Here is a 14,180-nt window from a genome sequence, read left to right on the forward strand (position 1 = left end):
TTTATAAAAATTTAGCCATTTGTTGCTGTATTTCTTTGGCTTTTAAAGCTGCTTGCTCGGCAAAATCTTCCTCTTTAGAAGCGTAGATTATACCTCGGGAAGAGTTGATTAAGAGTCCGATCTCGGAGTTCATTCCATATTTACAAACCTCTTCCAAGCTACCGCCTTGGGCACCAACGCCAGGAACTAATAAAAAATTATTGGGTACAATTTGCCGAATGTCTTTGAAGTATTCGGCCTTTGTTGCTCCTACTACATACATTAAATTCCCCGAATTCTTATAGGTTTTGGAAGTTTCCAGCACCTTTTTGTAAAGTGGAGTTGTACCGACTTCCAAGGTCTGATAATCGAAAGCCCCTTGGTTGGAAGTAAGCGCTAACAAAATGGTATGCTTGTCTTTAAAGGCCAAAAAAGGTTCTACGGAATCTTTTCCCATATACGGAGCTATAGTTACAGAATCGAAATTTAAATCCTCAAAAAAAGCCTTTGCGTACATGGTGGAAGTATTACCTATATCCCCTCGTTTTGCATCGGCTATGGTGAAAATCTCCGGGTATTGCTCATTGATATAATCCACGGTTTTTTTTAGTGCCTCCCATCCTTTAATCCCGTGGGCTTCATAAAAAGCAATATTTGGTTTATAGGCTACGGTTAAATGATGTGTGGCATCGATAATGGTTTTATTAAACGCAAAAATAGGGTCTTCCTCATTCAGCAGATGTGACGGGATTTTTTCCAAATCAGTATCCAATCCTATGCAGAGAAATGATTTTTTAGCTCTTATTTGTTGTACAAGTTCGTTTGTGGTCATTTTTATGTTTGCTCTTAAATAAAAAAGAAAGTATTTTAAATTTACAATGTCACCCAGTCCCGAAGCATCGGGAGTCGAAGGGCATAATAAATCTAAAATACTCGGAACTGCCCGAAACGCCATGGCAGACGGGCAAGCTCAGTATGATATCATATTTTATTTTAAAAATCCTTTACTAAAACAGCTATTTCTTTAAAAAGCTACATCGTTTCGCTGGCTTCCTTAAGTTTCTCAGTGTTCTCAGTCATTTTAAGTTCCTCCACAATTTTGTCGATATCTCCATTTACAATATTGGATAAATCGTAAAGTGTGAGTCCGATTCTATGATCGGTTACACGGCCCTGCGGATAATTGTAGGTTCTAATTTTTGCACTTCTATCACCACTGGAAACCATGCTCTTTCTACGTGCAGAATCTTCTTCCTGTTTTTTAGCCAGTTCCCGCTCGTAAAGCCTTGAACGAAGCACTTTAATGGCTTTTTCCAAGTTTTTATGTTGCGATTTCTCATCTTGACAACGCACTTCTATCCCTGTTGGTAAATGCTGTAACTGAATGGCGGAATAGGTTGTGTTAACCGATTGCCCTCCAGGACCTGTAGAAGTAGTTCTTATGATCTTAACATCACTCATATCCAGTTCTACATCAAATTCTTCCGCTTCTGGCAATACCATAACGGTTGCTGCAGATGTATGCACGCGTCCTTGTGTTTCTGTTTGCGGAACCCGTTGTACACGGTGCACCCCAGATTCAAATTTCATTGTTCCATAAACGTTCTCTCCGTTTACTTCAAAAATAATTTCTTTATAACCTCCAGAAGTTCCTTCGTTGTAGTCTACCGTATTCACTTTCCAGCCCCTGCCCTCGCAGTATTTGGTGTACATACGGTATAAATCCCCAGCAAAAATACTTGCTTCGTCGCCTCCCGTTCCAGCACGAATCTCCATCATTACGTTTTTTGAGTCTTCCGGGTCTTTGGGAATAAGCATGTATTTAATCTCTTCTTCGATACTTGGCAACTTTTCTTTTGCCTCTTCCAACTGCATTTTGGCCATCTCTACCATTTCAGCATCGCTCCCATCCTCAATTATTTCTTCAGCCTCTTCAATATTATCGAGTATTTCTTTATAAACTTCACGTTTATCTACGAGCTCTTTTAGCTCTTTATACTCTTTATTTAATTGCACGTAACGTTTCTGATCTGCAATAATATCCGGTTGGATAATTAAATCGGACACCTCATCAAAACGTTGTTTAACAATGTTTAATTTATCTAACATAATTCGTTTCTAATTCGATTTACAAATTTACGATTATTTTTGAGGTTTTTCGAGTTTGCTATCATTCGCATGAAATTTATATAATTTCGTTAATCCAAAACAATAAAATGACTCGTCCAGTGTAGTTGAAAACTTATTTAGCTTACTATCCACGTTTAGTTATCGACTGCGCCTGACTCCGACAAAGGCAGACTCGACCTAATATATACATATCACAAAACCGCCCAAGTAAATACTGGGGCGGTTTGCTTTTTGTATGACATTATTCTTATTTTTCCTTTAATGTGATTTCAACAACTCCATCTTTCGCTTTTTCCCCATATTTCTCAATCGCTTGTTGGTCTTTTAGAATGTTTACGTGCTTTACGTTGCTTACATCAATTGATTTCATTTGAAAATCTTTTGGCATTATTTTTCCGTTTACTACGTAAAGCGCATCTTTTAAAGATTTCGGGCTGTTGCCATTCGTTTGCATGATAAAACTACCGTCTGTTTCGGTGCCATCACTATTCTTTCTTTCTATTTTAATTTGTCCATTAGTCAAATGTTCCTTATCGGAAGCCACTCCTGACGGCTTCAAACTTAGTTCAACAACACCATTCTTAGCCTGATCCCCATATTTTTCAATGGCTTTTTCATTTTTAAGAATTTTTAATTCGTTAAAGTTTTTTGGATCAACCGAATTAATATCAAAATCTTTTGGCATCACTTTTCCATCAATAACAAACAACGGTTTTTCTTTATCTGGATTTACGCTTACTATCACTCCAGCAGCCGAAGAACCCTTCATTGTGTAATCATCGTCATTCTGTGAAACCTCGTTCCCGTCGTTCTCAGTTTTTCCCACATATTTATTTGTAGTGCCTTCTTTCGAACCACTTGCCGAAGTGGTATCGTCCGAGTAAATAGAACTAGAATCAAAGTATTTGGTATTGTATGGTGCTTGTTGCCCAGTTGTAATTTTCCAAGGACTTTTTTCGGAATTTGTATTCGTTTCTACGCCAACACTTCCCCTATTTTCGCTCTTGCCAGTTAGATTTTCGACACCTCCCTGCTTTTTCCCTGATTTTAAAGTTATTTCTACTATTCCGTTTTTGGCCTTTTCTCCATATTTGGCAACAGCCAACGCTCCCTTGGATACATCCATAGTGGCAATCGTATTAGGATCAATTGAATCTAGATCAAAGTCAGATGGCATTACAACCCCGTCTATTACTACAAGCGGGTTATCGGAAAAAGTTGAATCCTGAATTACTTCTTTATCCTGTAAATTATTTTGGATCTTGAATTTGGTCTCCGTTTTAAAGCTAAACAACATCATAAATCCTGCTAGCAAAGGAAATATTAAGGCATACTTCCAAATGTTCCTTTTTTGTGATTTTTGTTTTTGTAACATAACGATTCGATTTTTGATTAATGAATTATAAAATGGATTGATGATGGAGTAATGTACTCCGCTTAATTTTTTCAGTAATAAATATTGATAAGTTTTAATTTCCTTAGCGTTTTCGACAGCTCCTTTATCGGCTATGAATTCTAAATTTTGAGTAAGCCGCTTTTTATACCACCACACAAAAGGATTAAACCAGAACATGGAAGTAAATAGATGCACAAAAATAACATCGAAAGAATGTTTTTGACGAACGTGAACCTTTTCGTGGGCGATTATAGTTTTTAACTCCTCCGCTGAATGATTATTGGGATTGTAAACAATGTTATTGAAAAATGAAAACGGACCCACATTTTCTGAAATGAAAACATGATTTATATTCCCTTTCTTCAAAGTCCCTCTCTTTATAAGGCGGTACAAGGATAAAAGCTGAATCGTAATCTTAATAGAAAAGATTACCACTCCGGCCAGGTATAAATAAAACAAAACTTCCATTGCAAAATCTAAATAAGAAGTTTCTTGAAATAAGGTACGTGATGCATGCGCTTGTTCATTCCCCGAAAGTTTTGAAACCTCTACATATTCTACCGTTTTAAAATAAAGTAGAGGCAGAAGCATGGAAACTACCATGCCTAAATTTAAAAACCATCTATTGGCCTGGAAAAAAGTTTCTTTCTTCAAAAAAAAACTGTAAACCCCAAAAAATATGATTTGCAAGATGGAAGCCTTCAATATATAAGATAAAAAGTCTACCATCATTTTTTGTTTTCAATATGATCTATAATTTCTTTAAGCTCTTCCACACTTATTTTCCTTTCTTGGGCAAAAAATGAAACCAAACCTTTGTAAGAATTATTAAAATAATCTTCTATGGCAGAAGAAAGGAACTTTTTCCTATACTCCTCTTTTTTTACCAAAGGATAATATTGGTGGGTATTCCCAAAGGCATTATGCGCCACGTAACCCTTCTCCTCTAAATTCCTGATTATGGTAGATAACGTATTGTAATGCGGCTTATCGCCTTCTATTGCCTGCTGTACTTCTTTTACAAAAGCCTTCTCTAGCTCCCATAAAATTTTCATTATCTCCTCTTCCTTATTCGTTAATTCCCGCATAGTTTTTTATTTTACTTGAATAAAAGTAAAACTATATTTTTAGTTATGCAACTAAAAATATAGTTAATTAACTAATTATGCAGTTTTAATGCTTTTTTAGCCTTATTCTTTACCTTCGTATAAATACTTTATATGAATTTAATTTTTATTATCTGTGGCCTAGCACTACTTATTCTCGGAGGAAACTGGTTATTAAAAGCAGCCGTTGGACTCTCTTTGAAGTTGAACATTCCTAAGATTGTAATTGGGATGACGGTTGTATCCCTAGCAACCTCTGCACCCGAATTAATAGTAAGTGTGAAATCTGCTTTAAACGGCTTCCCAGATTTGGCAATGGGAAATGTTATAGGCTCCAATGTGGCCAACCTCGGTTTGGTACTCGCCATAACAATTATTCTATCTCCCATTAACGTTGAAAAAAGTTTTTATAAAACCGATTGGCCGGTCATGATGATTTCCTCGGTTTTATTATTCGGTTTTGTTTTTACAGATCATACCTTACAGCGCTACGAAGGGATTATTCTATTTTCTTTTCTTACCCTCTTTTTGATTTATTTGCTGAAGTTTCAAAAACAGGCAGTTGTCGATGAGACTGAAGATGAAATAAACCAAGAATTACCTCTCTATAAAGTGGTACTATATCTTGCCATAGGTGGATTGGCTCTATGGGGCGGCTCCGAATTACTTATTGAAGGCGCCGTTGGCTTGGCAGAAGCTTATGGAGTAAGCAAACGTGTTATTGCTGTTACGGTGGTTTCGGTAGGGACAAGCATTCCCGAATTGGCCGCATCCATTATTGCGGTTTTAAAGAAAGAAAAAGCTATCTCCCTGGGGAATTTAATTGGATCGAATATGTTTAATATTCTTGCAGTCCTTGGAATTACTTCCATGATCACCCCTATCGAAATTAACGACAAAGGTTTATTAACGAACGATATCTATTGGATGTTGGGAATATCCTTTCTTATTTTACCACTCGTTTTTATACCAAGAGGATTTCGACTTGGCTGGAGGGATGGTATTATTTTGTTAGCACTCTACGGCATATTTGTTTACACCACACTTATATAAACGCACAAAAAAAATCGCCTAAAATAATTTAGGCGATTTTTACATTAACGTACCAAAAATGTCACGCTTGAGGGAACATTTTTGTATATATTTTTAAGCTTCTGCTTTAATATCTACAGTTTTTACTGTTTCAATTATTCTCGCAGCTACTTTGTATGGATCTGCATTGGAAGCAGGACGTCTATCTTCCAACCATCCTTTATATCCTTTTTCTACTGTAATAATTGGAATACGAATAGAAGCACCTCTATCAGAAACACCGTAACTAAAGTCGGTTATAGCCGCAGTTTCGTGCTTACCTGTTAAACGCTCGTCGTTAAACTCACCATAAACAGCTATGTGCTCTTTGGTAACTGGTCTAAACGCCTCACATACTTTTTCGTAAATTTCTTTAGAACCACAAGTTCTCAATAAGGTATTAGAGAAGTTTGCGTGCATACCAGAACCATTCCAATCTCCTTTAACTGGCTTAGGGTGATACTCGATATAGTAACCATATTCTTCACACAATCTGTCTAAAAGATAACGAGAGATCCAAATTTCATCTCCAGCTCTTTTTCCTCCTTTAGCAAAGATTTGGTACTCCCATTGCCCGCAAGCAACTTCTTGGTTAATTCCTTCGAAATTAATTCCAGCTTCGATACATAAATCTGCATGTCTTTCAACTACTTCTCTTCCGTGAGTATTTAAACCACCAACAGAACAGTAATACAGTCCTTGAGGACCAGGATATCCACCTACTGGGAACCCAAGAGGCAATTGTGTTTTCGTATCCATTATAAAGTACTCTTGCTCAAAACCGAACCAGAAATCTTCATCATTCTCATCATCAATAGTGGCTCTAGAGTTGGTTTCATGAGGAGTTCCATCAGCATTTAAAACTTCTGCCATTACCAAATACCCATTTTTACGTGCAGGATCAGGAAATATAGAAACTGGTTTTAGCAAGCAGTCAGAGGATCCTCCTTCAGCTTGTTTTGTTGAAGATCCGTCAAAAGACCAAATAGGGCAATCTTCCAATTTCCCACTAAAATCATCTTCAATCTTTGTTTTACTTCTCATGTTTTGGGTTGGAAAATATCCATCTAACCAAATGTACTCAAGTTTAGCCTTACTCATTTGTATAAAAAATTTATTAATTGAACTTTACTCGTAGACAAAAATATGTTTTTTTGTGTTTGCTGCCGAAAATTACAGGGGTATTTTTGAAAACAACCCTATATTTTTATTAATACCCTATTTTTGCAAGGGGTATTTTCTTATTTGTATAAATATTCTGATTTTTGTTAATAATAATTTAATATTTAATTTTCTTAAAGATACCTAATTAGAATTTGATATTGGAAATTTGTTACCCATCAAACATTTAGGATAAAGAATCAACTTTTTTATAACGAGCATATGTCAACAATACGGTTTAAAGCAATAAAAAAATCTTTCGAACGAAAACCATTACCCATCGATATTACTGGAAAACGTTCTGAAGTTTATGGAATTAATGTATTCAATGAGCAAGTAATGCGCCAGGTAATGTCGCAAGAAGCCTTTAACAGCGTTATCGCAGCCATCGAGGGTGGTGTAAAAATAGACCGCAAACTAGCCGATGAAATAGCCGCCGCCATGAAAAACTGGGCCATAACCAAAGGGGCTACGCATTACACACACTGGTTTCAGCCGCTTACAGGAGCTACTGCAGAAAAACACGATTCTTTTTTTGAACCTATAAACAATTCGCAGGCTGTAGAAAAATTTGGAGGCAGCCAATTGGTTCAACAAGAGCCAGATGCTTCCAGTTTTCCACATGGAGGGATTAGAAATACCTTTGAAGCTAGGGGATATACTGCGTGGGACCCTACCTCCCCAGCTTTTGTCTACGGAACTACCTTATGTATTCCCACGGTCTTTGTTTCTTATACCGGCGAAGCTTTAGACAATAAAGCACCGTTGTTAAGGGCTTTACAGGCCGTTGATAATGCTGCTACCGAAGTAGCTCGTTATTTCGATAAAAGCGTTAACAAAGTAAATGCTACCTTGGGCTGGGAACAGGAATATTTTTTAATTGATAAGGCTCTTGCCTATTCGCGTCCCGATATTGTTTTGGCAGGAAGAACTTTGCTTGGACATTCTCCTGCTAAAGGCCAGCAATTAGACGATCATTACTTTGGTTCTATTCCAGATAGGGTACTTAACTTTATGAGGGATCTGGAGAACGATTGTGTAAAACTCGGTATTCCCGTAAAAACAAGGCACAATGAAGTGGCCCCCAATCAGTTTGAGTTGGCTCCGCTTTTTGAAGAAGCCAATTTGGCGGTAGACCACAACTCCTTATTAATGGACTTAATGGACAAAACTGCCGACAAGCATAATTTTAAGGTCCTTTTCCACGAAAAACCGTTTGTAGGGGTTAACGGATCAGGAAAACATAATAACTGGTCTTTAGCCACCAATAACGGCACCAACTTATTAAGTCCGGGGACTACACCCACCAAAAACCTTCAGTTTTTAACTTTCTTTATTAACACTATAAAAGCTGTTCACGACTATGAAGAACTCATAAGAGCTTCCGTGGCTTCTGCTACCAACGACCACCGATTGGGCTCCAACGAAGCTCCACCGGCCATCGTTTCAGTATTTATAGGTTCCCAATTAACAAAAGTTCTAGATGAATTGGAAGATGTTTCCAAAGGAAAACTTTCACCTCAAGAAAAAACAGACCTTAAACTTAATGTAGTTGGTAAAATTCCAGAAATACTTTTGGATAATACCGATAGAAATAGAACCTCTTCTTTTGCTTTTACGGGTAATAAGTTTGAATTGAGAGCTGTTGGGTCTAAATCGAACTGCGCAAAACCCATGACGGTTTTAAATACCATTGTAGCCAAACAACTTCGGGAATTTAAAAAGGAGGTTGACGGACTTATTGAAAAGAAAAAGCTAAAAAAAGATGAAGCCATTTTCAATGTGCTGAGGGAATATATAAAGGCTTCCAAAAAAATTCGTTTCGAAGGGGACGGCTATAGCGAAGCATGGGTGAAAGAAGCCCAAAAAAGAGGATTGAGCAATAATAAATCTACCCCAGAAGCTTTAAAAGCATCCATTTCTAAAAAAGTGATCGATTTGTATGAGGAAATGAAGGTGATGAATTCCGTAGAAATCAAAGCCCGACATGAAATTGAATTGGAAGAATATGCCTTAAAAGTTCAAATTGAAGGCCGTGTTTTGGGCGATATTGCAAGAAACCATGTAATTCCAACCGCTATTCGCTACCAGAATACACTTATAGAAAATGTAAAGGGACTTAAGGAGGTCTTTGGAAATGATTTTAAGAAACTCGCTCCAGAGCAACTGGATCTTATAGAGGAAATATCAAACCACATTTCTGAAATAAACTCGAAAGTAAAGGCGATGATAGACGAACGTAAAAACGCCAATAAGCTGGAAAAAGCACAACTCAAGGCAGAAGCGTACTGCGAGAAAGTTTTACCCTATTTCGAGCAAATCCGCTACCACTGCGATAAATTAGAGTTGTTGGTAGACGACAATCTTTGGCCACTTACAAAGTATAGGGAGCTATTGTTTACCAAATAACAAACTCCGTTAAACAATGTTACTGATTGATTATCAGTTAATCCGATTTTAAACAGCATTGGTCGAAAAGAGCATAACACCCATTTATAAAGGGGATTTATCCTGTACGGGAAGCCATAAGTTTTTATATATTTGGTATGCTATTAATCAATTTAATGAAGTGGTTTTCAGACTAGAAAGTTTTTTGAAGCTTTTGTTTGCGAATCACTCAAAAGGAAAGAAGGAAATAACCAACCTTCAAAAAAATGAAGCACACAAACTTTTGTTTGTGTGCTTTTTATTTATGGCTATTTTTGCAAAAACAATTTTTCATGAGTTCAGAGATTAGCAAAAGGTATTCGCAACGAGGTGTTTCGGCATCCAAGGAAGATGTGCACAATGCCATAAAAAATGTAGATAAAGGATTATTCCCGAAAGCCTTTTGTAAAATCGTCCCAGATTATTTAACCGGTAGCGAAGAGCATTGTATTATTATGCATGCCGATGGTGCCGGAACCAAATCTTCCCTAGCGTATATGTACTGGAAAGAAACTGGAGACATCTCTGTTTGGAAAGGCATCGCCCAAGATGCGCTTATTATGAATATTGATGACCTTTTGTGCGTTGGAGCCACTCAAAATATTATGCTTTCGTCTACCATAGGAAGAAATAAAAATCTTATTCCTGGAGAAGTAATTTCTGCCATTATCAATGGTACCGAAGAGCTTATTGCCGATTTAAAAGAGTTTGGCGTAGAAATACATTCAACCGGAGGAGAAACAGCCGATGTGGGAGATTTAGTGCGTACCATTATCGTAGACTCTACGGTAACAGCCCGAATGGAACGAAAAAATGTAATAGACAATGCCAACATTAAACCAGGCAATGTAATCGTTGGTTTGGCTTCTTTTGGAAAGGCTACCTATGAAAATCAATACAATGGGGGTATGGGAAGCAACGGACTCACTTCTGCACGCCATGATGTGTTTTCCAAATATTTAGCTGAAAAATACCCTGAAAGTTTCGATCATGCCGTTCCAAACGAGCTGGTCTATTCTGGAAATACCAAACTAACCGATGCGGTTGAAAATTCACCAATCGATGCTGGAAAGTTGGTACTTTCCCCTACCCGCACCTATGCGCCCGTCATCCAAAAGATTTTAAATACATATACTTCCGAAGAGATAAATGGGATGGTTCATTGCAGTGGTGGTGCACAAACCAAAGTGCTCCATTTCGTAGATAATGTACACGTAGTTAAAGACAATCTTTTTGAAGTGCCTCCACTGTTTAAACTTATACAGGAGCAGTCTAAAACATCATGGAAAGAAATGTATCAAGTATTTAATTGCGGACACCGAATGGAACTATATGTAAATGAAAAAATTGCTCAGAATATCATAGAGATTTCCAAGTCTTTTAACATCGACGCTCAAATTATTGGACGTGTGGAGGCTTCCGAAACCAAAAAACTTACTATTTCCAGTGAATACGGGGCTTTTGAGTATTAAAAAATAGTTTTTAAAAATTATATCGAAGGGAAACATTTGGGGTAATTCCCAAAGAGTTTTTAGTAACCGCTATTGTTTTCGAACTATCGTTTGAATCGACCACATAAAATCTCGAAATTTCGTTGGTTCTATTTAAAACATTTAAAATTCCAGCCTTTAGTTGAAGCTGCGATTTTTTAAACCATATTTCGTAACCTAAACTCGCATCCAGACGGCCGTAATTGTTTAGTTGTTGGGTATTTATCTCCCCATAATTAACCCTCACGGTATTACCATCTTGATACGTTTCTTGGCCATCTACAGGTACGGTATAATGCCTTCCCGTTCTCCATTGATACCCCAGTGATGTGCTCCAATTGTTGGTTATATAATAGTTTAATCCCGAAGAAAAACTTTGGTCTACGTTAAAATTCCCTGGAAATGTTCCTGAGGATAATTCAGGGAAATCGTAGTATTGATTACTCCATGTATGACTTATCCAAAAGGTATTCTTGAGTCCGAAATTTTTATTCACCAAAAATTCCGATCCATATGTGACTGCATCTCCAACAGCTCCATCAAATTGAAATTGCCCCTGAAATCCTTGACTTTCAGAAACCATGTCTGTCACCTTTTTGTAAAATCCATCAATCGAAACATACCAACCACTATTCTTAAAACTAGCCCCGAAAGATGCCTGTTTCCCTTGTACAATAGGCACATTTTCATCGCTATTGACCCATCGACGGTTCTCGACTCCTAAAAAATCTTCATTCAGGTCTACAAACTGCGTTATCGTTTGATGCTTCAATTCCCCTTGAAGCGAAAGCGAGAAATTGGCTCCTAGTTTTTGACTGAGATTTAGCCTAGGTTCCACCAAAAATTTCCCAAGGGTAGGTATGTAATTTAACCGTACCCCTGCTTTTGAGAAAAAACCATTTTTAGCATAGGTGACTTCAGAGAACAAAGCGTGTTTTAAATTTATCTTTTTTTGGATTATCTCGTAGGTTGGGTTAACGATTTCTGAACTGTTGAGTGCCCCGGTTTCTACAAATTCATACCCATTGAGCCACTTTAAATTATTGGAAAGTCGATACGTTGCCTCTAGCTTAACTCCTTCCTCAATAACTTCATTCTGTTGGAGAATACTTTGCTCATTGGTAATATTGGCATCCAAGGCATCCAAATTATATTTAGAATAATACGCGATGACATTTGTACTCCAAGAATCGCTCCATTGACTTTCTAAATTAGCCGAAACTCCAATACTCTGTTGAGACAAATCACTTTCCCGCTTTTCATTATTTGTTGCCTCGGCATAGGTTAATTTGTTATGCAGTCTTAAAAAACTAGCGGAGAATTTATGTTTTTCATTAATTTGATAATTAAGTTTAGCAGAAACATCATAAAAATTGAATGTGGAATTTTGTGCTAAGCTGTCTTTATCTATCTCGATATTTTCAAAAGAGCATTCGAAATACTTTTCATAAGTTGGAGACGCATACAAGCCAGTAAGCGAGAAACGTCCACTCACAGATAAAGAGACCTTTTCTCCCAACGGAACATGCAACAAGCCGTCGGTGGCCAATAAATCGCTCCCTATGCTCCCTTTTAATTCTGGTTGAACTCTATTATCGGCTCGCATAAATACGGAACCCGAAACACCCTCGGAATACAAGGCCCCAGTCCCGTTTTTAACCACTTTTACCTCATCGGTAATTTGCGGATTAAACGCCGATATGAGTCCGAAAAAATGTCCGGTTTGGTACATTCTAATTCCATCCCAGCTTACAAAATTTTGGTCGTTGGAGCCTCCCCTGATATTAATATCTGCAATAGATTCGTTTACGCTTTCAACTCCCGGCAACAATTGTATGGTTTGCAAGACATCCGGGGCTACCAAACCTGGTAAAATTCCGAAATCTTCTTTGGAAATGGCGATACTACCATCCAGATTTTTAGCAAGTCCGCTTGTAAACAAATTGGTTAGCACTACTTCGTTAAGTTCTACGCTGGAAGGATTTAAATAAAGTACAGGGCAGTTTTCTTCAGAGAAAAGGTTACTTACCGCTATGATTTGTTTTTTGTACCCCAAATAATCTATTTCTACTCGTGCATCCGCAGCTATTCCTTCCAAAAAAAATTGACCTTTATTATTGGTTATGGTGTGACTATTATTGTCTACTATTTTAACCGTAGCGGCCACCAACACCTCTTTAGAATCATCCCCCCTTAAAACTCCACAGACAGATATATTTTGCAGTTCTTTCTTTACGGCAATACTGTTGGCATTTATTTTTTTACATGCCAATAGGGGGTGGGCATTTATATGGTTTATTATTTCATTTAAGGACAGGTTTTCTGCAAAAGGCATTATAAAAATGTCCCTTAAATCGTCCTCCACATAAGAAATATCGATATTATAATTTTCTTTTAACTCGGAAAAAGCAACTGAAACAGGTATTTCCTGGGCATAGAACTGCCAGCAAAACATGAGCACAAACAAAAAAGGGATCCATTTTTTATTCTGCATACAACAATACTTCCTTATCGTTTTTGATATCGTACTTTAGGTTTAGCGTATACGAAATCACCTCCAATGCTTTCACCAAATCGTTATTTACAAAGCTTCCCGTAAATTTTTTCTGAAGCAATGCCTTGTCTTCTACAGAAACTTTTATTGCGTAGTGGCGCTGTAATTCTGCCAAAACCAAAGAAAGTTCTGTTTGATGAAAGTTTGTTTTATCCTGAAGCCAAGCAGGTTCGCTGTCCTTTACATTTTCTACGGAAGAAAGGGAATTATTGGGCAACATTTTTACATAGTTTCCGGCTTTTAAAATACGCTCTTCTCCCGCTTTACTTACTTTTACCTTACCTTCATAACACACCACTTCGTAAAGGCCATCCCGTTCCCGCACATTAAATTGTGTTCCCAGAACCTCAACATTCCCATAATTTGTTTCCACCGTAAACTTTTTACCTTTGGCCACCTTAAAATAAGCCTCTCCATCTAAAATAACTTGGCGGTTGTCGTCCCATTTGCCTTTATCATATTCAATCTTGGATGCTGCATTAAGAACAACTTCAGAATTGTCTGGTAATTCTACCGTGGTGGTTTCAGCAATATTCGTGGTAATTACCGTAGTACTGCCACTAAAATAAAACAAAAGGCTTCCTGCCAGAAGAAACAGTATAGCAACGGCGGCAATTTTCATCCATGGGGTTTTAGAAGCAATCTTTTTGGATTGTCTAGTTTTAAGTTTCGCCAAACTTTCCTCGACATCCAATTTGGGTTGTTTTATTTTCTTGGTCTCTGCAATAATGGGCTGTAGGGCTTTGTAATCTTCAGTGTTTTTAAATTCCTGAAGTTCGCCTTCCGACATATCGCCATTGAGCCATTTTAATATATTATCTTCATTTTGCATAGTTTTCCGTTTTGTCTACCTCTTATTAATAAGA

General features: G+C 37.4%; 10 protein-coding genes. 3 read left to right on the forward strand and 7 right to left on the reverse strand.

What is annotated here, in order from left to right:
- Position 1: 1 nt before the first annotated feature.
- The 4 genes from pyrF to HX109_RS02070 form a co-directional block, all read right to left on the reverse strand.
- Positions 2 to 811, reverse strand: coding sequence for an orotidine-5'-phosphate decarboxylase (gene pyrF, locus HX109_RS02055; protein ID WP_178949556.1), 810 nt, complete (start codon positions 809 to 811; stop codon positions 2 to 4).
- A 200-nt stretch (positions 812 to 1,011) separates the two neighbouring features.
- Positions 1,012 to 2,088, reverse strand: coding sequence for a peptide chain release factor 1 (prfA, locus tag HX109_RS02060; protein WP_178949557.1), 1,077 nt, complete (start codon positions 2,086 to 2,088; stop codon positions 1,012 to 1,014).
- 268 nt (positions 2,089 to 2,356) lie between these two features.
- Entirely contained in the window at positions 2,357 to 4,159 is a 1,803-nt protein-coding gene (locus tag HX109_RS02065; protein ID WP_178949558.1) for a M56 family metallopeptidase, read from the reverse strand.
- 74 nt (positions 4,160 to 4,233) lie between these two features.
- A complete protein-coding gene (locus HX109_RS02070; RefSeq protein ID WP_178949559.1) occupies positions 4,234 to 4,593 on the reverse strand; it encodes a BlaI/MecI/CopY family transcriptional regulator in 360 nt (119 codons plus the stop codon).
- Positions 4,594 to 4,725: 132 nt separating this feature from the next.
- On the opposite strand from HX109_RS02070, the gene HX109_RS02075 reads away from it, so the two are divergent.
- Positions 4,726 to 5,664 (forward strand): calcium/sodium antiporter, encoded by a 939-nt coding sequence (locus HX109_RS02075; RefSeq protein WP_178949560.1) that lies wholly within the window; start codon positions 4,726 to 4,728, stop codon positions 5,662 to 5,664.
- A 93-nt stretch (positions 5,665 to 5,757) separates the two neighbouring features.
- On the opposite strand, the gene HX109_RS02080 is transcribed toward HX109_RS02075, so the two are convergent.
- Positions 5,758 to 6,783: a glutamine synthetase beta-grasp domain-containing protein gene (locus HX109_RS02080; RefSeq protein ID WP_178949561.1), complete on the reverse strand. Its 1,026-nt coding sequence runs from the start codon at positions 6,781 to 6,783 to the stop codon at positions 5,758 to 5,760.
- A 282-nt stretch (positions 6,784 to 7,065) separates the two neighbouring features.
- Between HX109_RS02080 and HX109_RS02085 the strand changes: the two genes are divergently transcribed.
- The gene (locus HX109_RS02085; RefSeq protein ID WP_178949562.1) at positions 7,066 to 9,252 is read left to right on the forward strand and encodes a glutamine synthetase III; all 2,187 of its coding nucleotides are present in this window, start codon (positions 7,066 to 7,068) and stop codon (positions 9,250 to 9,252) included.
- Positions 9,253 to 9,563: 311 nt separating this feature from the next.
- Positions 9,564 to 10,742, forward strand: coding sequence for an AIR synthase related protein (locus tag HX109_RS02090; protein WP_178949563.1), 1,179 nt, complete (start codon positions 9,564 to 9,566; stop codon positions 10,740 to 10,742).
- Between the two features lie 10 nt (positions 10,743 to 10,752).
- Here HX109_RS02090 and HX109_RS02095 read toward each other — a convergent pair whose 3' ends face one another.
- The gene (locus tag HX109_RS02095) at positions 10,753 to 13,254 is read right to left on the reverse strand and encodes a carboxypeptidase-like regulatory domain-containing protein (RefSeq protein WP_178949564.1); all 2,502 of its coding nucleotides are present in this window, start codon (positions 13,252 to 13,254) and stop codon (positions 10,753 to 10,755) included.
- Complete coding sequence (locus tag HX109_RS02100) at positions 13,244 to 14,146, reverse strand: FecR family protein (protein WP_178949565.1); 903 nt, start codon at positions 14,144 to 14,146, stop codon at positions 13,244 to 13,246. The genes HX109_RS02095 and HX109_RS02100 overlap by 11 nt, the downstream gene beginning before the upstream one ends.
- Between the last annotated feature and the right edge of the window lie 34 nt (positions 14,147 to 14,180).

It is taken from the genome of Galbibacter sp. BG1, from assembly GCF_013391805.1.
Lineage (GTDB): Bacteria > Bacteroidota > Bacteroidia > Flavobacteriales > Flavobacteriaceae > Galbibacter.

What these genes read in the sequence shown, in the direction of transcription:
- pyrF (WP_178949556.1), bottom strand. Translation starts at nt 811, where the DNA reads ATGACCACAAACGAACTTGTACAACAAATAAGAGCTAAAAAATCATTT.
- prfA (WP_178949557.1), bottom strand. Translation starts at nt 2,088, where the DNA reads ATGTTAGATAAATTAAACATTGTTAAACAACGTTTTGATGAGGTGTCC.
- HX109_RS02070 (WP_178949559.1), bottom strand. Translation starts at nt 4,593, where the DNA reads ATGCGGGAATTAACGAATAAGGAAGAGGAGATAATGAAAATTTTATGG.
- HX109_RS02075 (WP_178949560.1), top strand. Translation starts at nt 4,726, where the DNA reads ATGAATTTAATTTTTATTATCTGTGGCCTAGCACTACTTATTCTCGGA.
- HX109_RS02080 (WP_178949561.1), bottom strand. Translation starts at nt 6,783, where the DNA reads ATGAGTAAGGCTAAACTTGAGTACATTTGGTTAGATGGATATTTTCCA.
- HX109_RS02085 (WP_178949562.1), top strand. Translation starts at nt 7,066, where the DNA reads ATGTCAACAATACGGTTTAAAGCAATAAAAAAATCTTTCGAACGAAAA.
- HX109_RS02090 (WP_178949563.1), top strand. Translation starts at nt 9,564, where the DNA reads ATGAGTTCAGAGATTAGCAAAAGGTATTCGCAACGAGGTGTTTCGGCA.
- HX109_RS02095 (WP_178949564.1), bottom strand. Translation starts at nt 13,254, where the DNA reads ATGCAGAATAAAAAATGGATCCCTTTTTTGTTTGTGCTCATGTTTTGC.
- HX109_RS02100 (WP_178949565.1), bottom strand. Translation starts at nt 14,146, where the DNA reads ATGCAAAATGAAGATAATATATTAAAATGGCTCAATGGCGATATGTCG.